This window comes from Candidatus Pantoea symbiotica (assembly GCF_056491525.1).
The window spans coordinates 1,273,712-1,289,982 of sequence record NZ_JBSZHR010000002.1 but is presented as its reverse complement, the minus strand read 5'-3'; the positions used below and the strand labels follow the sequence as shown (position 1 = coordinate 1,289,982).

The window sequence follows — 16,271 nt, the reverse complement described above, 5'->3', positions numbered from 1 at the left end:
GATGCGCGGGGTATTTAGCTGTGTGATTGCCAGTTCACTGAAACACCCAGCGATGGCAGCACCTCTTCCGGGCTAAAGCGTCGCGTACCACGATACTTCTCCGCCAGCGCCGGTTGATCAACCGGAATGCGAATGGCAAACAGATTGTCTTCAGATTGGATCAAGCCCGGTGAGAGCGGCTCGTAGACCACCTGATGCTGTTCAAACATCTTCTCAAGCATCGGCGTCGCCGAACTGATCAAATACTCCATGCCGCTCAGTTCTGCTAATTGCACCGAGTGCCACAAAATACTCAGTGGTAGCTCTACATCGACTTCAAGGCGCGCCGAGAAGCGCGACATTTCCCAAACCTTTTCCTGATCGAAAGGCAGAACAAAACCTTCAGGCACCTCTGGTTCATGCCACGGTAACAAGCGTGCGCAGCCACAAATACCCTGACGAGCGTTCCAGGCAATCAACCAGGTAACATCCGAGCGATCAAACCGATCATACTCTTGTCCTGGCGTACTCAATCGCGGTGGAATCGACCACCCTTCGCCGCGCGCAAACACGCTATAGCGATACGTTCCCAGTTCTGCCAACAGTGAGGACGGCATATCCTTAAGCTGTGTTTGAATTACTTTCATCATGCGCCTCTGACATCCCCATGTATGCAATGATTTCTTTGAGCCAGCCTGGCAACATTGCGCGCAGGGTAGACAACTGACACTGGAGAAGGAACTACTAAAATTAGTAGTTGCGTTTTCGCTATATCAGGCCAACCGCTGCGGCATAACAGGCAATCTGCGTTTTATTGGAAACATTAAAACGCTTTTGCATATTCTTTTGGTGAAAATTCACCGTATGTTCAGATATGGCTAAAATAAGTGAAATTTCCGCAGACGTTTTTCCTTCTGCCGTCCATTTCAGAATTTCTAATTCACGCTGACTAAAATCGTTAGATAAAACGACCATAGAATCGTCATTCAGACGCTCCAACACGCGCAAACTCAGTTCCGCCAGAAGATGCAGTTTCACTTCTAACTGTACACGTAAGTGTTGGGTCTTACTGTGAAGCGTCGATGCAATTGATAATATACCAATGGTACGATTTGGTGCCATTGCTGAGCAGGAAAAGCCACTCATTAATCCTGCGGCGTTAGCTTCCGCCCATAAATTACCCGCACCGGTAAATAAATCGCGCGTCCATTCCACACCGCGTCCCGGCCGCTGACAGAGTAATAGCACCGGATCGACCGCATAATAGTTCTCACTTTCATAGCGTTTTACCCAGCTTTCCGGGTACGTACTGAACAAAAACAGGCGCGGCCGGGTAAAAGGTACCGGATGCTGAACCAAAAAAGCGAAGTAATCAAAACCCAGCTTTTCAATCTGCTGTTGCAATAGCGATTTCAAATGCGCCACTTGCGTTAGCGCCAGAAATTCATTTTCCATTTCGTCTCGCCAGACGAAATAATTATCGGTCGTCATTATTGCCTTAGCGCTGTTTCACGCTTTTACATTCTGAAATTGATTCGTGTTAACGCAAAAAATAAATTAGCCAGACAAAAAATATTGATTGAAAAGAGAGCATATTTTCCAGCAGCGGGCATAACTCTTCTAATGTCAATGCTTTAACGTAATGGAAATGTGTAAGTTCACGCTATTTGTTAACAGGTTCACAACTTTAATTCCTCAGCAGATTAGAATAGGATTTTTCTGAAGTAGTTTCAATCACCCGTTTGATTGAAAATGAACGTTAGATTGATAAATTTTTAGCATCGTCATTAACTAAAATTAACGCATGGCAAAGCATATTCTTTTGCCATCAACGCCATTTCTACAGTGCATTAGTTTTTACTTAATCTTAATCCCACCTATTTCTGCGGTTAAGATAATGCTTTTAGTAATGATGTGATTTCTCTCATGCTGAATCACGGCTACGCTTAATACTCGCGGCATGAGAAATGAAGGTAAAGAGGCAATGGGGGACAATGCGACAGAACGGCTCACACGTATTGTCACAGGTAGGTGGGAAACTTAGCGGAACCGACTATGTTGAACCAGTTGGCATTACCTTTCCTTGTTCTGGGCGGCTGTACTGCCCTGATGATTCTAAAAGACCTGTTCCGCCATCCGCATCCTGTCGCGGTGATGAATATCATTTGGCCCATTACTGGCTTGTATATGCCTTTTATTGGCTGGATAGCCTGGTGGTACTTAGGTCGTAAACCATCACAACAGCAAAAACTTGCGCTGCTGGTACCACAAAAAATACGCAGTAATGCCAGCTGGCAAACCATATTTATTTCCACTTCATTATCCGCAGCGGCCTGTATATTCGGCGATATAATGACAATCCCGATAGTCACATTACTAAAACAATTTGCCTTTAATCCAACGATTAGGATGCAGGCGCTTATTTGCATTATCGTTTCATTGTTCATCGGATTACTATTTCAATTCCTGGCGATTCGTCAACGTGAAAAACATTCATTTGGCGGCGCATTATTATTGGCGTTGAAAACCGAGATTTTCCCACTGCTGATTTATCAATTAGGTATTTTTATCTTTATGGCATTGGCCCTAAAGTTTGTGCTGCACGAGCAAGTCAATCCGCTGGTGGTGGCATTCTGGTTTATGCTGCAGCTGGCAATAATGATTGGCTTTATTTTCTCCTGGCCGGCTAATCATTTCCTGATAAAACGTGGACTTAATCCTGCGGTCTAGCTAACGACAGTAACCTGAACCGCGCATGCCGAGATGAAAATGGCTGGCATGCGCAGCGTTGTAATCAGGCCCCAGCGCATTACCGAACGTGGTGCAGCCGTTACGCCACAGCGCATGCAGTCCTGCCGCCGCATCCTCCGGCTGTTGCCAGTTTTTCCCTACCTGTAACCAACGCCCGTTCGCCAGCTGAAATCCGGTGATATCCCAGGCATCAGCGCTGGCGTGCTCACTCAAACGCCCTTCCTGACGATGATAGATATTGCGACAAGCGTAGCTGCCAACATGGGCAATGCGTTTCAGCGGGCTGTCAAAACCGGCCTGGCGTAACGCGCTGTCGCTGTTAATCACGAACATGGTGCTGGCCACCGCCATTGGACAGCTGGCGAGAAAACTGCTGCTAAGAGAAACATCGCCATAGCCGCTGATGCGTAGCGGCTGTTCGATCGGACAATCACCCTGCATCGGCGGCACGGCACGAAACTGCACCAGCCGCTGTTCACTGGCTTGCCGCATCACCGCCATGCAGGCGGCCGGATCGCCACTCAGCTTTTTCAGCTTGTAGCGCGTCATCCAACCGGGCGGATCGGTAACGTTGAGCGGCGTGAAGGGATTCCACTGAGGTGGCAGATGGGTTTTCAACCACGGCAAACTGAGCCAGCCGCAAACAGCCAGCAACGCGACGGCGAACAGAGCGCGCACAATGCCTCACTTTTCCTGACGAAATGAACTAACAAGTGTAGAAGTCATGCGGATGGAAAGTGACGTAAATCGCTTAATTGTTGAAGATTTACGCAAAATGACTGCGCTTTAAACTATGTAAATAATTACTGACACAGCAAAGCGCGTAAAAGGTCACAAAGGGGGAAAAACCATTACCGAAACTGCTTAGCTTTCCACTATCTTATGCCACTTGCCTATACAACGGCTCATAACGATTGCCCTAAATAATTCGAGCCGCAGGAAGGCGGCAAGTGTGTGAATCCTCAGGAGCTTACTTTAGTAAGTGACTGGGGCGAACACGCTTAGCCAACGCATCTGCGGCTTGAAGTATGACGGGCAAAACAGCCATTAGAGCTGACACAACATCCCGACAGGAAAGAATAATTTATGGTTGATCAATCAAAAGAGGCGCTCGTTGAGGCCGAACAGCCGGATAAGCTCCAGCGTAGCCTGCATAATCGTCACATCCAGCTGATTGCCATCGGTGGCGCCATCGGCACCGGGCTGTTTATGGGCTCGGGTAAAACCATCAGTCTGGCGGGTCCGTCGATCATTTTCGTCTATATGATCATTGGCTTTATGCTGTTCTTCGTCATGCGCGCCATGGGCGAACTGCTGTTATCCAACCTCGAATACAAATCCTTTAGCGATTTCGCCGCTGACTTACTTGGTCCATGGGCGGGTTATTTTACCGGCTGGACTTACTGGTTCTGTTGGGTGGTGACCGGGATTGCCGATGTGGTCGCCATCAGCGCCTATTTCCAGTTGTGGTTCCCGGACTTCTCCATCTGGATGAGCGCCCTGCTGTGTGTCTTTGTCTTCCTGGCGTTGAACATCGCCACGGTGAAGCTGTTTGGTGAGATGGAATTCTGGTTCGCGATTATCAAAATCGTCGCCATTGTGGCGCTGATCATTACCGGCATTGTGCTGGTGAGCATGCATTATCCGTCGCCGAACGGTGGCACCGCTTCCCTGAGCAATATCTGGGATCACGGCGGCATGTTCCCGAAAGGACTGAGCGGCTTCTTTGCCGGCTTCCAGATTGCGGTTTTCGCCTTTGTCGGTATTGAGCTGGTTGGCACTGCGGCAGCAGAAACCAAAGATCCGCACAAAGTTCTGCCACGCGCGATCAACGCCATTCCGCTGCGTATCATTATGTTTTACGTGCTGGCGCTGATGGTGATCATGGCGGTAACGCCGTGGAATCAGGTGCTGCCGAATCGCAGCCCGTTCGTTGAGATGTTTGTGCTGATTGGCTTGCCTGCTGCTGCTAGCATCGTCAACTTCGTGGTGCTGACCTCCGCCGCCTCTTCCGCTAATAGCGGTATCTTCTCCACCAGCCGCATGTTGTATGGTTTGGCGGAACAAGGCGTGGCGCACAAAGCCTTTGGCCGCCTTTCAGCGCGTGCGGTGCCCACCACCGGCCTGTTCTTCTCCTGCCTGTGTCTGCTGGCTGGCGTGGCGCTGATCTACCTGATTCCGGATGTGATGACGGTGTTCACCATGGTAACCACGGTATCGGCGATTCTGTTTATGTTCGTCTGGACCATCATCCTGTGCAGCTATCTGGCGTACCGTAAGCAGCATCCACAACGTCATGCCGAATCGACGTTCAAAATGCCGCTGGGTAAGTTTATGTGCTGGGCATGCATGGCGTTCTTCGCCTTTGTGCTGGTGCTGCTGACGCTGCAGGAAGATACCCGCCAGGCGCTGATGGTGACGCCGCTGTGGTTTGTGATGTTGACAATGGGCTGGTTGTTACGTCGTCGTAAAGCATAAGACGTTAGGACTGCCATTAATGGCGTAATGCTTGTCAGTTAAACCAGCAACAAGTGTGTTGTTGAAAAGGGCACATTTGCCAGAGGCGCTGACGCGTCTGCTGCGGCAAAAGGGCTATCCGCAGCGCTGAGGCTTTAACGTTGGGCCAGGAGCCTCGCGCATGGATGCGTGAGGCAGTTCGGGGCCGGCCAGGACGGCCGATCCCCGAATGGTCCGTCGGCACGACGTGAAAGCCGAAGGCACCGCGCTAGCGGCGCGAGGACGGCCCATGACGCAGCAGATGTGTCAGAGCCCGCACTAATAGCAATCCTTAAGAATAATGCAACCAGGTCGCCATAAATGGCGACCCTACAAATCAGAGTCGTTCGCGGAGGTTTTGCCATGCCTGCGACAGCGAGGGCCGCATCGAAGGTTCACGCTGTGGCGCGAGCTCCGGCGACTGCGGCGATCCCAGATTAAAGGTGAAGGTGTAATCCGGCTCTTCCCCCATGCGCAAATCGCTGATTAACGTACGATCGCCCTGCTGCTTCATCGCGTAAAAACCATGACTAAACCACGCCACACGCTCGGCATGCCATTGTCCTTTGAACGGCGCAAACAGCGCGGGTTGACGGTCGTGCCAGCTTATCTGCAGCGGAAGCCCCGGCGAAAATAGCGACCAATAGGCTTCGCCATAACGATCCGGCATCATGATCACCGTGCGCCACACCAGCGTATTAAAGGCGGTAGGCGTCACCAGCAATTGCTCGGGCTGCACCGATTGCTGCGTCAGCGCTTGCTCAATGTGCTGAGTCGCGATGCTTTGTGCCACCATGCTCCAGCCGAGATAGAGCGTACTCACCAGCAATCCCGCCTGATTCCAGCGCAAACCCACCGCATCGCGCCGCCATAGAGCGACCAAAAGCGCAATTAGCAACGGCAAGGTATACAGCGGATCGATGATGTACATGCTGCCAATGGCATAGGGGAAATCAGTGAGCGGCAGGCCCAGCTGCGTACCGTAAACGGTGGTGAGATCCAGCAGCGGATGCGTTATCAGCGCCAGCCACATCGCCAGCGTCCAGCCGCGCCAGTGCGCGCGACTGCGTGTCGCACCGGCCACCAGCCAGCCGAGCAGCGGTGCAAATAAGGTGAGGAATATCAGCGCATGACTTTCGGTACGATGCAGCGTCATATTGCGGATGGCGTCGCCGTGATCGATAAACACATCGAGATCCGGCAAGGTGCCCGCCACCGCGCCCACCAGCGCCGCTTGCCACAGCGGAACGCGTTTGCCCATCACCGCAACGGTGACCGCCGCGCCTAACGTCAATTGTGATAACGAATCCATGCACTCTCCTTGAACCAGCGGGATCAGCGCACGCGGATCCCTTCAATAATCATGCGTTGCACATTTTCCAGCGTCTGTTCAAAGAACGCCGCATCGTTCAACGTCTGGCCGGTAATCGCTTCCACCTGCGAGGCGAAATCCGCATAGTGCTGCGTGGTCGCCCACAGCAGGAAAAACAGGTGCTGCGGCTGCACGCCCGCCAGCCGCCCTTCGGCGATCCACTGCTCGATAATCGCCGCTTTCTCATCCACCAGCGCTTTTAAATCGCCGGCCAGTTCACCTTTCAGCAGCGGCGCGCCCTGCAACATCTCAAGGCAGAACAACCGTGAAGCTTGGGGATGATCGCGTGAGACTTCCAGTTTGAGGCGAATGTATTGACGAATGGCCGTCAGCGGATCGTGATCGTGCTGCAGCGCACGCAATGGTGCCAGCCACACATCAAGAATCTCTTTTAAAACCGCCACATACAGCACTTCTTTCGACGGATAGTAATACAGCAGATTGGTTTTCGAGACATCGGCGCGCTCCGCCACTTTATCCAGGCTGGTGCCGTGAATGCCGTATTGCGAGAAGAAGGCTAATGCCGCTTCCAGAATGGCTGCCCGCTTTGCGGCGACCGCACGCGAACGGCGTCCCGGTTTTTTTTCATCGCTTTTCACACTGTTACCTCTTCCGTCCTGCGTGAACGCATCATAACAAAGGCCTTCTTTCCTGCCTAATCGCCTGCCTGCACCTTTTTTGACCATGTCGCGCATGAAAAACGTGCAGAACGTTTTGACCAAACGGTCTGAATTGGACCAATTACTCCAGTTTACAAACATCGCTACTTTTAACATATTGTTATTTAAGTCTTTTGAAAATGTGGCACAGCCTTTGCAATTTTGTGATGGAGCGCCGCCCGCAGGATGCGTGCAGGAAGCAGCGCAGCGCGTGAAGCAGTCCCCGTCTAATGCAGAGAGGTTTCACATGAAAATTGGCGTCTTTATCCCGATTGGTAATAACGGCTGGCTGATCTCCACCCATGCGCCGCAATACAAACCGACCTTTGAACTGAACAAAGAGATCGTGCTGAAAGCGGAGCATTATCATTTCGACTTTGCCCTTTCGATGATCAAGCTGCGCGGCTTTGGCGGTAAAACCGAGTTTTGGGATCACAACCTCGAATCCTTCACGCTGATGGCGGGACTCGCGGCGGTGACCTCACGCATTGAGATCTACGCCACCGCCGCCACGCTCACCTTACCGCCCGCGATTGTGGCGCGTATGGCTTCCACCATTGATTCCATCTCCAATGGCCGCTTCGGCGTAAACCTCGTCACCGGCTGGCAGAAACCCGAGTACGAGCAGATGGGCTTGTGGCCGGGCGATGCCTACTTCTCCAGTCGTTATGAATACCTGACCGAATACGTCACCGTGCTGCGCGATCTGTGGGGCACCGGCCAGAGCGACTTCAAAGGCGAGTTCTTTACCATGAACGATTGCCGCGTCAGCCCGCAGCCGCAGAAACCGATGAAAGTGATCTGCGCCGGCCAGAGCGATGCGGGCATGGCGTTCTCGGCGCAGCATGCCGATTACAACTTCTGCTTTGGCAAAGGCGTCAACACGCCAACCGCCTTCGCGCCAACCGCCGCGCGTATGAAACAAGCTGCCGATAAAGCGGGCCGCGACGTCGGTTCTTATGTGCTGTTTATGATCATTGCCGCCGAGAGCGACGAAGCCGCTCGCGCCAAATGGGAGCACTACAAAGCGGGTGCCGATGAAGAGGCGCTCGCATGGCTCACCACGCAAAGTCAGCAGGATACCAAATCCGGCAGCGACACCAACGTGCGCCAGATGGCCGATCCAACCTCCGCCGTCAACATCAACATGGGCACGCTGGTGGGTTCTTACGCCAATGTGGCACGAATGTTGGATGAGGTTGCTTTAGTAGATGGCACGCAAGGCGTGTTGCTCACCTTCGACGACTTCCTGCAAGGCATCGAAGATTTCGGTGAACGTATTCAGCCATTAATGCAGTGTCGCCACGATTTAATCGCATCCCAGCAGGAGGTTGCCTGATGAGTACCGTTGTTTGCGCCCACACCTCAACTTTACCCAATGTCACCTTACCGGCGCGCCCGGAAGCCATCGCGCTGCCGCCCGCGCAAAGTGCGCTGATTGTGGTGGATATGCAGAACGCTTATGCCACGCAAGGCGGCTACCTCGATCTGGCGGGCTTTGATGTCTCCGCCACCAAACCGGTGATTGCCAAAATCCATCAGGCGGTCACCGCAGCGCGTGCCGCCGGGATGCAGATCATCTGGTTCCAGAACGGTTGGGACGACCAATACGTGGAAGCCGGTGATGCCGGATCCCCCAACTTCCATAAATCCAACGCGCTGAAAACCATGCGCAAGCGCCCGGAATTACAGGGCACGCTGCTGTCGAAAGGCGGCTGGGATTATGCGCTGGTCGATGAACTGGTGCCGCAGGAAGGTGATATCGTGCTGCCGAAACCACGCTACAGCGGCTTCTTCAACACCTCGCTCGACAGCATGCTGCGCAGCCGTGGCATTCGCCATCTGGTGTTTACCGGCATCGCCACCAACGTCTGCGTGGAATCGACGCTGCGAGACGGCTTCTTCCTGGAGTATTTCGGCGTGGTGCTGGAGGACGCGACCTATCAGGCAGGTCCGGCGTTTGCGCAGCAGGCGGCCATTTTCAACATTGAAACGTTTTTTGGCTGGGTCAGCGATACCGACACTTTCTGCGAAACGCTGAAAAGCTAACGCCTCGATTCACCTGCACATCAATAACAAGAGGATTTCACCATGCCTAAAAGTGTGATTATTCCGCCCGGCAGTGGTACGCCAATCGCACCATTCGTGCCCGGCACCTTAGCTGACGGCATTGTGTATGTCTCCGGCACCTTGCCGTTCGATGCCAACAACAACGTGGTGCACGTCGGTGATGCCGCCGCGCAAACGCGTCACGTGCTGGAGACCATCAAAAAGGTGATCGAAACCGCTGGCGGCACCATGGACGACGTGACCTTCAACTCGATTTTTCTCACCGACTGGAGCAACTACACGGCGATTAACCAGATCTATGCCGAGTACTTCCCCGGCGATAAACCGGCACGCTTCTGCATTCAGTGCGGCTTAGTGAAACCGGATGCGCTGATTGAAATTGCTACCGTTGCGCATATCGGCAAACAGGAGGCGTGATGCATCTGGAGATTCAGGGTTTAACCGCTGAAGATGCGCCGACGCTGGTGCTCGCCTCTGGTTTAGGCGGCGTCGCCGGTTTCTGGCAGCCGCAGCTGGCGGCGCTGACGCCGCATTATCGCGTGGTGACCTACGATCAGCGCGGCACCGGCCGCAGCGCAGATACGCTGCCGGACGGCTACAGCATGACGATGATGGCGGCGGAACTGGCGGAGGTGCTGGAACAGCACGGCATTGAGCATTACGACATTATCGGCCATGCGCTGGGCGGCTTAATCGGCCTGCAGCTGGCGCTGGACTTCCCGCAGCGCGTGGGCCGCGTGGTGGTGATCAACGGCTGGCTTTCGCTGGATGCACACACGCAGCGCTGCTTCCAGGTGCGTCAGGATCTGCTGATGAACGTCGGCGTCGAAGCCTTTGTGCGTGCGCAGCCGCTGTTCCTCTATCCCGCCGAATGGCTGGCGCGCAATCAGGAGCGCATTAACGCGGAAGATGCCCACCATGTCGCCCATTTCCAGGGCATGGAAAATCTGCTGCGCCGCTTGCATGCGCTGAAAAGCGCGGATTTCCGTCCACATGTGGCGCGCATTATCCAGCCGGTATTAGCGATTTGCAGCCAGGACGATCTGCTGGTGCCGTGGAGCTGCTCACCGCAGCTGGCGCAGGCGCTGCCCAACGGCAGCCTGATTGAGATGGCCTGGGGCGGACACGCGATGAGCGTTACCGATGCCGACAACTTTAATGCGCTGCTGCTGCGCTGGCTGGCCGACACGGCTGCGCCTGCTCAGCGTGCGGCCAGCTAATCACAGGAGCAGCCAATGAGCGTGCATGAACTGCCGGTTTTACCCGCTGTAGAACGCGATGCGTTTCGCAACGCGATGGCGTGCTTAGGCGCAGCGGTAAATATCATCACCACCGACGGCCCCGCCGGACGTGCCGGTTTTACCGCCTCGGCGGTGTGCAGCGTCACCGATTCGCCGCCGACGCTGTTGGTTTGTCTTAATCGCTCAGCGTCGGTGTGGCCGATTTTCCGCGACAACGGTTATCTGTGCGTCAACACACTTGCCGCTGGGCATGAAGAACTCTCGACGCTGTTTGGCGGCAAAACGCCAATGGTAGAACGCTTTGCCGCCGCTGACTGGCACACGCTGGCCAGCGGTTCACCGCTATTAGACGGCGCACTGGTGTCGTTTGATTGCAAAGTGGCGCAAGTGGTCAGCGTGGGCACGCACGACATTCTGTTTTGTGAAGTGCAGGCGCTGGTACGCAATGATGAAACCCACGGTCTGGCATGGTTTGACCGTGGCTATCATCACCTTTTACGGCAGGACGCCCGCTAACGCCGCCTTGTGCGGCCCGCTTTCACTGACACCCTGGAGATGACGATGGCGAGTTCCTGGTTCCCCCGCTGGCAGAAAAAGTCAGCCTTGACCGATGATGGGCTGATTGCGCCGGACGAAACGCTGCCGTTTGCGCAGACGGTCGTCCTTGGACTGCAGCATGCTGTGGCAATGTTTGGCGCAACGGTGCTGATGCCGTTGCTGATGGGACTGGATCCCAATCTGGCGATTCTGGTTTCGGGCATCGGTACGCTGCTGTTCTTCCTGATCACTGGCGGGCGCGTACCCAGCTATCTCGGATCCAGCGCGGCGTTTGTCGGCGTGATCATCGCGGTAACCGGCTTTAACGGCCAGGGACTCAACCCTAATCTGGCGCTGGCTTTGGGCGGCGTTATCGCCTGCGGCGCGCTCTATACCTTGATTGGCCTGATCGTGATGAAAGTCGGCACCGGTTGGATTGAGCGCCTGATGCCGCCGGTGGTCACGGGCGCGGTGGTGATGGCAATTGGTCTGAACCTGGCACCGATTGCGGTGCACGGCGTTTCCGGCTCGATGTTCGACAGCTGGATGGCGGTAATGACGGTATTGTGCATTGGTCTGGTCGCGGTTTTCACGCGCGGTATGATCCAGCGCCTGCTGATTCTGGTCGGTCTGATTGTCGCATGGGCGATCTACGCGCTGCTGACCAACGTGATGGGCTTTGGCAAACCGGTGGATTTCAGCGGCCTTGCCAGCGCGCCGTGGTTTGGCCTGCCGCACACCACCGCTCCGATCTTTGATATGCAGGCCATCGCGATGATCGCGCCTGTGGCGATCATTCTGGTGGCGGAAAACCTCGGGCACATTAAAGCCGTAGCAGGTATGACCGGGCGCAACCTCGATCCCTGGATGGGGCGTGCCTTTGTTGGCGATGGTTTGGCAACCATGCTGTCGGGATCTATCGGCGGCAGCGGCGTCACCACCTACGCGGAAAATATCGGCGTGATGGCGGTAACCAAAGTCTATTCCACGCTGGCCTTCGTGGCCGCTGCAGTGATCGCTTTGGTGCTTGGCTTCTCACCGAAATTTGGCGCACTGATTCACACCATTCCCGGTCCGGTGATTGGCGGCGCATCAATTGTGGTGTTTGGGTTGATTGCGGTGGCAGGCGCACGCATTTGGGTGCAAAACCACGTGGATTTCAATCAGAATGGCAATTTGATCATGGTAGCGACCACGCTGGTGCTGGGCGCGGGTGATTTTGCTCTGAAGATTGGCAGCTTCACCATTGGCGGCATTGGCACCGCGACCTTTGGTGCCATCATCCTGAACGCCATTTTACAACGTCGCGGCGCCGCACTGGCGAACCAGGCGGCACGGCAACATCCTTAAGGTTCGAGCGGTGCCTGATCGGGCACCGCTTTCTTACGACGAATACGCAGCTCGCTGACGATCACCCCACAAACAATCAATGCCGCGCCCAGCAGCGCAGCAGCAGGTAGACGCTCGCCCGCCAAACGTCCCACCACGCCCGCCCATACCGGTTCACCGGCGTAAATCACCGTGGCGCGAGTCGGTGAAACACTGCGTTGCGCCCAGTTCATCGTCACCTGAATTAAGGCACTGGCTGCGCCCAAACCCAACGCGCTCAACAGCAGCGGCGTTGACATAGCGGGAACCGATTCGCCATTCGGGATCATCAGAACAAAAGCGCAGGCCGATGCCACCATCAGCTGAATCAGCGTTACGCGCCGCACATCAACTTGTCCGGCATAGCGGCTAATCAGGATAATCTCTGCCGCAATCGCTAGCGTACTCAACAAGGTGGCGATTTCACCGGCGTTCAGCGTCAAACTGCCATCCTGCGGACCGGCCACCAGCACTAAACCGGTAAACGCCAGCAGAATGCCCAGCCACGCCATCAGTCCCGGCGGACGGCGCAGAAATAACCACTGCAGCAGCGGCACCACCGGCACATACAGCGCGGTAATAAATGCCGACTGGCTGCTGGAAATGGTTTGCATACCCCAGGTTTGCAGACCGTAGCCGCCGGCAATCGACAACCCGATCAATGCGCCGGCTTTAATTTCCAGCCAGGTCACCTGCTTAAGATAACGACGGAAGAAAAAGGCCAGCAGCAGCGATGCGGTGGCAAAACGTAATCCGACAAAGAAGAATGGACCAGAATGCGCCATCGCCCGGTGTACCACCAAAAAGGTGCCGCCCCAAACCATGGTAATAAAAATGAGCACCAGCTCCTGACGCGAAATACGCAGGCTGAGACGAGAAGAGGAAGCGGACATAACGCACCAGAATAATCAGTTGGTGGTCAGTTTGCTCAGAGAGCGGGGAAATTGCAATGCTTGTTACCGCCGGGCGAACCCGGCGGCCGGGGATTAACGGGCAGTCGCGCTATTTCTTGCCGCGGCTGCGTCCCCCTTTTTCACCGGCTACAGAAGCGCGCTGTGGGTCGTTTCTGAAATTACCCCCGCTGTTTTTGCCGCCTTTGCGACCCGCTTCTGCGGCCCTTTCACGGTCCTCTGCGAAATTGCCTGATCCTCCACGATGTTCGGCCATCATTTCCTCCAGGGATTGAGCGTTCAGATTAGGGGCTGATCACGATGCTGCCGTGAAAAGCACGGCGGCGGACATTCCGCTCGCCTGATTAAATAATAGACAACACAACGGTGAGATCGGCCTGATATTCATAATTTGAAACAGATAATTCACTAATTTATCTGCGAAAAACCAAATTTACCGCCGCGTTACAAGCAGTTAGCCGACACTTATTGGAACCTGCTTAACCTCTGTACAGCAGCCTGCGCAGGCTCTTCTATACTTCTGATTACTCATCACCCCAGCAGGATGAAAACTATGGCAAAGATTTTGGTGCTCTATTATTCGATGTACGGACATATTGAAACCATGGCGCAAGCCGTGGCCGACGGTGCAAAGAGCGTAAGTGGCGCGGAAGTCACGATATTACGCGTGCCGGAAAGCATGGATGCCGAGCGTTTCGCCCAGGTTGGCGGCAAAGTGAATCAGGCCGCGCCTGAAGCGAAACCGGAAGATTTGCCGCAGTACGATGCCATCATCGTTGGCACACCCACGCGCTTCGGCAACATGGCGGGACAGATGCGTAACTTCTGGGATCGCACCGGCGGTCTGTGGGCTTCGGGCGCACTGTACGGCAAAATCGCCAGCGTCTTTGCCTCCACCGGCACCGGCGGCGGCCAGGAGCAAACCATCACTTCCGTCTGGACCACCCTCGCCCACCACGGCATGGTGATCGTTCCTATCGGTTATGGCACGAAACAACTTTTTGACATTTCTCACGTACGCGGCGGAACGCCTTACGGCGCGACTACGCTGGCGGGCGGAGATGGATCGCGTCAACCTTCGGCGGAAGAACTGGATATTGCCCGTTATCAGGGTCAACACGTCGCCGGACTGGCGGTTAAGCTGCAGGGATAAAATCCACAACAGGAGATCTTCATGACAACAGAACAGTCAAAAGAGCATCACGTGGGCGAATGGGCATCACTGCGCCACACTTCACGCGAAATCGCGGAAGCCATTTTTGAGGTAGCCAACTACGACGAACGTTTAGCCGAGCAGATCTGGAGCCAGCAAGGCAGCGATGAAGTGCTGATTCGCGCCTTCAAAAAGACCGACCAGGATGTTCTGACCTGGGACGACAAAACGGTCGAACGCAAAAACGTTTGAGTGACAGGCGGGCATTGTCCCGCCTTTGTTACCTTTACATCACCAAGGAGCCTTGTATGTCAGCCTATCAAAGTATCAATCCAGCCAATAACCAACTGCTAAAAGCGTGGAACGAGCACGATGATGCCTATGCACAACAGGCGCTTAAAACCGCAGATGCGCTTTATCATTCCGCGTGGAGTAAAGGCGATATTCAGCCGCGTTTGCAGGTGCTGCATCGTTTAGCCGACCTGATCGACCAACGCGTCGAAGAGCTGGCGACCATCGCCAGTAAAGAGATGGGCAAGCTAATTGGGCAAAGCCGTGGTGAAGTGAAAATCTGTTCGCAGATCGCCCGCTACTACGCTGAACATGCCGCAACATTTTTACAGCCGCAGCCCTACGCCAGCGATGTGGGCGATGCCTGGCTTGAGTACCATCCGATTGGCGTGATTGTCGCGGTTGAACCGTGGAACTTCCCTTACTATCAGCTCATGCGCGTGCTGGCACCAAACCTGGCGCTGGGCAATCCGGTACTGGCTAAACACGCCAATATCGTGCCGCACTGCGCCGATGTATTTGAAAAGCTGGTGGAAGAAGCCGGTGCGCCAAAAGGCGCGTGGACCAATTTGTTTATCTCTACCGATCAGGTTGCGGATCTGATCGCCGATCCACGTGTGCAAGGTGTGGCGCTGACCGGTTCCGAACGCGCCGGTAGCGCCGTGGCGGAACAGGCCGGTAAACATCTGAAGAAATCGACGCTGGAATTGGGCGGTAACGATGTGTTTGTGGTGCTGGACGATGCCGATATCGATGAAGCGGTACGTCAGGGCGCGCAAGCTCGCCTCAGCAACTGCGGCCAAGTGTGTACCGCTGCCAAGCGCTTTATTCTGCACGAGAAAATTGCCGATACGTTTATGGCCAAATTCAGCGCGGCTCTGCAATCTGCCACGCCGGGCGATCCGCTCGACGAGAAAACCACGCTCGGTCCGCTCTCTTCGAAAGATGCGCGCGATCGTTTAGTGAAGCAGGTTGATGAAGCGGTAAAAAATGGCGCGCGCGTGGAATTTGGTGGACGTGCCATTGATGGCGTCGGCTGCTATTACCAGCCAACGGTGCTTACCGGTCTAACGCCAGATAATCCAGCTTACTATCAGGAGTTCTTCGGCCCGGTGGCGCAGGTGTATGTGGTGGCGGACGATCGTGCCGCTGTGGCGCTGGCGAATGATTCAAATTACGGCTTGGGCGGTTCGGTCTGGACCAAAGACATTGCGCGCGGCCGTAAGATGGCGTCGCAGATTGAAACCGGCATGGTGTTCATCAATTCGCAGAGCGATACCTCAGCAGAGCTGCCGTTTGGTGGCGTGAAACGTTCCGGTTACGGACGTGAGCTGTCGGATTTGGGTATTAAAGAGTTCGCTAACCAAAAATTGGTTGTGGTTGCCGGTTAAGTTCAAAGGCATAAAAAAACCCCGCTTCGGCGGGGTTTTTTATTGGTAGCAA

The 16,271-nt window shown here is 54.7% G+C and carries 18 protein-coding genes; 11 read left to right on the top strand and 7 right to left on the bottom strand.

Annotated features, from left to right (window positions below):
- Positions 1-14: 14 nt before the first annotated feature.
- Together ACXIZX_RS06515 and sdiA are read right to left on the bottom strand one after the other, a co-directional pair.
- A complete protein-coding gene (locus tag ACXIZX_RS06515) occupies positions 15-626 on the bottom strand; it encodes an acyl-homoserine-lactone synthase (RefSeq protein ID WP_179451789.1) in 612 nt (203 codons plus the stop codon).
- Between the two features lie 121 nt (positions 627-747).
- Positions 748-1,470 carry an autoinducer binding domain-containing protein gene (gene sdiA, locus ACXIZX_RS06510; RefSeq protein ID WP_154192191.1) on the bottom strand — a complete coding sequence of 241 codons (723 nt, stop codon included), beginning with the start codon at positions 1,468-1,470 and terminating at the stop codon, positions 748-750.
- A gap of 564 nt (positions 1,471-2,034) precedes the next feature.
- Between sdiA and ACXIZX_RS06505 the strand changes: the two genes are divergently transcribed.
- A complete protein-coding gene (locus ACXIZX_RS06505; protein ID WP_479403812.1) occupies positions 2,035-2,709 on the top strand; it encodes a DUF4396 domain-containing protein in 675 nt (224 codons plus the stop codon).
- Here the strand turns inward: ACXIZX_RS06505 and ACXIZX_RS06500 are convergent, their stop codons facing one another.
- Positions 2,710-3,408, bottom strand: a complete 699-nt coding sequence (locus ACXIZX_RS06500; protein ID WP_479403811.1) for an extensin-like domain-containing protein — start codon at positions 3,406-3,408, stop codon at positions 2,710-2,712.
- Positions 3,409-3,816: 408 nt separating this feature from the next.
- Between ACXIZX_RS06500 and cycA the strand changes: the two genes are divergently transcribed.
- Complete coding sequence (gene cycA / locus ACXIZX_RS06495) at positions 3,817-5,208, top strand: D-serine/D-alanine/glycine transporter (RefSeq protein ID WP_008102329.1); 1,392 nt, start codon at positions 3,817-3,819, stop codon at positions 5,206-5,208.
- A gap of 355 nt (positions 5,209-5,563) precedes the next feature.
- Here cycA and ACXIZX_RS06490 read toward each other — a convergent pair whose 3' ends face one another.
- Positions 5,564-6,538: a metal-dependent hydrolase gene (locus tag ACXIZX_RS06490; protein ID WP_479403810.1), complete on the bottom strand. Its 975-nt coding sequence runs from the start codon at positions 6,536-6,538 to the stop codon at positions 5,564-5,566.
- A 23-nt stretch (positions 6,539-6,561) separates the two neighbouring features.
- A complete protein-coding gene (rutR, locus tag ACXIZX_RS06485; protein WP_036649823.1) occupies positions 6,562-7,197 on the bottom strand; it encodes an HTH-type transcriptional regulator RutR in 636 nt (211 codons plus the stop codon).
- A 307-nt stretch (positions 7,198-7,504) separates the two neighbouring features.
- Here rutR and rutA point away from each other — a divergent pair, with 307 nt between their 5' ends.
- The 6 genes from rutA to rutG are packed head-to-tail and all read left to right on the top strand — an operon-like array spanning position 7,505 to position 12,455.
- Positions 7,505-8,596: a pyrimidine utilization protein A gene (rutA, locus tag ACXIZX_RS06480; RefSeq protein ID WP_008109441.1), complete on the top strand. Its 1,092-nt coding sequence runs from the start codon at positions 7,505-7,507 to the stop codon at positions 8,594-8,596.
- Positions 8,596-9,306 carry a pyrimidine utilization protein B gene (gene rutB, locus ACXIZX_RS06475; RefSeq protein ID WP_179451326.1) on the top strand — a complete coding sequence of 237 codons (711 nt, stop codon included), beginning with the start codon at positions 8,596-8,598 and terminating at the stop codon, positions 9,304-9,306. The genes rutA and rutB overlap by 1 nt, the downstream gene beginning before the upstream one ends.
- A gap of 42 nt (positions 9,307-9,348) precedes the next feature.
- Positions 9,349-9,744: a pyrimidine utilization protein C gene (rutC, locus tag ACXIZX_RS06470; protein ID WP_479403809.1), complete on the top strand. Its 396-nt coding sequence runs from the start codon at positions 9,349-9,351 to the stop codon at positions 9,742-9,744.
- On the top strand, positions 9,744-10,547 hold the full coding sequence (gene rutD / locus ACXIZX_RS06465; RefSeq protein ID WP_179451328.1) for a pyrimidine utilization protein D: 804 nt from the start codon (positions 9,744-9,746) through the stop codon (positions 10,545-10,547). Before rutC ends, rutD begins: the two co-directional genes overlap by 1 nt.
- A gap of 15 nt (positions 10,548-10,562) precedes the next feature.
- On the top strand, positions 10,563-11,084 hold the full coding sequence (rutF, locus tag ACXIZX_RS06460; RefSeq protein WP_479403808.1) for an NADH-dependent FMN reductase RutF: 522 nt from the start codon (positions 10,563-10,565) through the stop codon (positions 11,082-11,084).
- A gap of 45 nt (positions 11,085-11,129) precedes the next feature.
- Positions 11,130-12,455, top strand: coding sequence for a pyrimidine utilization transport protein G (gene rutG, locus ACXIZX_RS06455; RefSeq protein ID WP_479403807.1), 1,326 nt, complete (start codon positions 11,130-11,132; stop codon positions 12,453-12,455).
- Here rutG and ACXIZX_RS06450 read toward each other — a convergent pair.
- Positions 12,452-13,366 carry a DMT family transporter gene (locus ACXIZX_RS06450; protein WP_008109428.1) on the bottom strand — a complete coding sequence of 305 codons (915 nt, stop codon included), beginning with the start codon at positions 13,364-13,366 and terminating at the stop codon, positions 12,452-12,454. The genes rutG and ACXIZX_RS06450 overlap by 4 nt on opposite strands.
- 109 nt (positions 13,367-13,475) lie before the next feature.
- A complete protein-coding gene (locus tag ACXIZX_RS06445; protein ID WP_061717065.1) occupies positions 13,476-13,640 on the bottom strand; it encodes a con-10 family general stress protein in 165 nt (54 codons plus the stop codon).
- 297 nt (positions 13,641-13,937) lie between these two features.
- Between ACXIZX_RS06445 and wrbA the strand changes: the two genes are divergently transcribed.
- The 3 genes from wrbA to ACXIZX_RS06430 are packed head-to-tail and all read left to right on the top strand — an operon-like array spanning position 13,938 to position 16,219.
- Positions 13,938-14,537 (top strand): NAD(P)H:quinone oxidoreductase, encoded by a 600-nt coding sequence (wrbA, locus tag ACXIZX_RS06440; protein ID WP_258144886.1) that lies wholly within the window; start codon positions 13,938-13,940, stop codon positions 14,535-14,537.
- A gap of 21 nt (positions 14,538-14,558) precedes the next feature.
- Positions 14,559-14,789: a YccJ family protein gene (locus tag ACXIZX_RS06435; RefSeq protein WP_007887329.1), complete on the top strand. Its 231-nt coding sequence runs from the start codon at positions 14,559-14,561 to the stop codon at positions 14,787-14,789.
- A 56-nt stretch (positions 14,790-14,845) separates the two neighbouring features.
- Complete coding sequence (locus tag ACXIZX_RS06430) at positions 14,846-16,219, top strand: NAD-dependent succinate-semialdehyde dehydrogenase (RefSeq protein ID WP_008109425.1); 1,374 nt, start codon at positions 14,846-14,848, stop codon at positions 16,217-16,219.
- The last annotated feature ends 52 nt before the right edge of the window (positions 16,220-16,271 follow it).

Excerpts from the sequence above, each read along its gene's own strand:
- ACXIZX_RS06445 (WP_061717065.1), bottom strand. The coding sequence starts at position 13,640 with ATGGCCGAACATCGTGGAGGATCAGGCAATTTCGCAGAGGACCGTGAA.
- ACXIZX_RS06435 (WP_007887329.1), top strand. The coding sequence starts at position 14,559 with ATGACAACAGAACAGTCAAAAGAGCATCACGTGGGCGAATGGGCATCA.
- rutF (WP_479403808.1), top strand. The coding sequence starts at position 10,563 with ATGAGCGTGCATGAACTGCCGGTTTTACCCGCTGTAGAACGCGATGCG.
- ACXIZX_RS06515 (WP_179451789.1), bottom strand. The coding sequence starts at position 626 with ATGAAAGTAATTCAAACACAGCTTAAGGATATGCCGTCCTCACTGTTG.
- rutG (WP_479403807.1), top strand. The coding sequence starts at position 11,130 with ATGGCGAGTTCCTGGTTCCCCCGCTGGCAGAAAAAGTCAGCCTTGACC.
- rutC (WP_479403809.1), top strand. The coding sequence starts at position 9,349 with ATGCCTAAAAGTGTGATTATTCCGCCCGGCAGTGGTACGCCAATCGCA.
- cycA (WP_008102329.1), top strand. The coding sequence starts at position 3,817 with ATGGTTGATCAATCAAAAGAGGCGCTCGTTGAGGCCGAACAGCCGGAT.
- ACXIZX_RS06430 (WP_008109425.1), top strand. The coding sequence starts at position 14,846 with ATGTCAGCCTATCAAAGTATCAATCCAGCCAATAACCAACTGCTAAAA.
- ACXIZX_RS06505 (WP_479403812.1), top strand. The coding sequence starts at position 2,035 with ATGTTGAACCAGTTGGCATTACCTTTCCTTGTTCTGGGCGGCTGTACT.
- ACXIZX_RS06450 (WP_008109428.1), bottom strand. The coding sequence starts at position 13,366 with ATGTCCGCTTCCTCTTCTCGTCTCAGCCTGCGTATTTCGCGTCAGGAG.
- wrbA (WP_258144886.1), top strand. The coding sequence starts at position 13,938 with ATGGCAAAGATTTTGGTGCTCTATTATTCGATGTACGGACATATTGAA.
- rutD (WP_179451328.1), top strand. The coding sequence starts at position 9,744 with ATGCATCTGGAGATTCAGGGTTTAACCGCTGAAGATGCGCCGACGCTG.
- ACXIZX_RS06490 (WP_479403810.1), bottom strand. The coding sequence starts at position 6,538 with ATGGATTCGTTATCACAATTGACGTTAGGCGCGGCGGTCACCGTTGCG.
- rutA (WP_008109441.1), top strand. The coding sequence starts at position 7,505 with ATGAAAATTGGCGTCTTTATCCCGATTGGTAATAACGGCTGGCTGATC.
- rutB (WP_179451326.1), top strand. The coding sequence starts at position 8,596 with ATGAGTACCGTTGTTTGCGCCCACACCTCAACTTTACCCAATGTCACC.
- sdiA (WP_154192191.1), bottom strand. The coding sequence starts at position 1,470 with ATGACGACCGATAATTATTTCGTCTGGCGAGACGAAATGGAAAATGAA.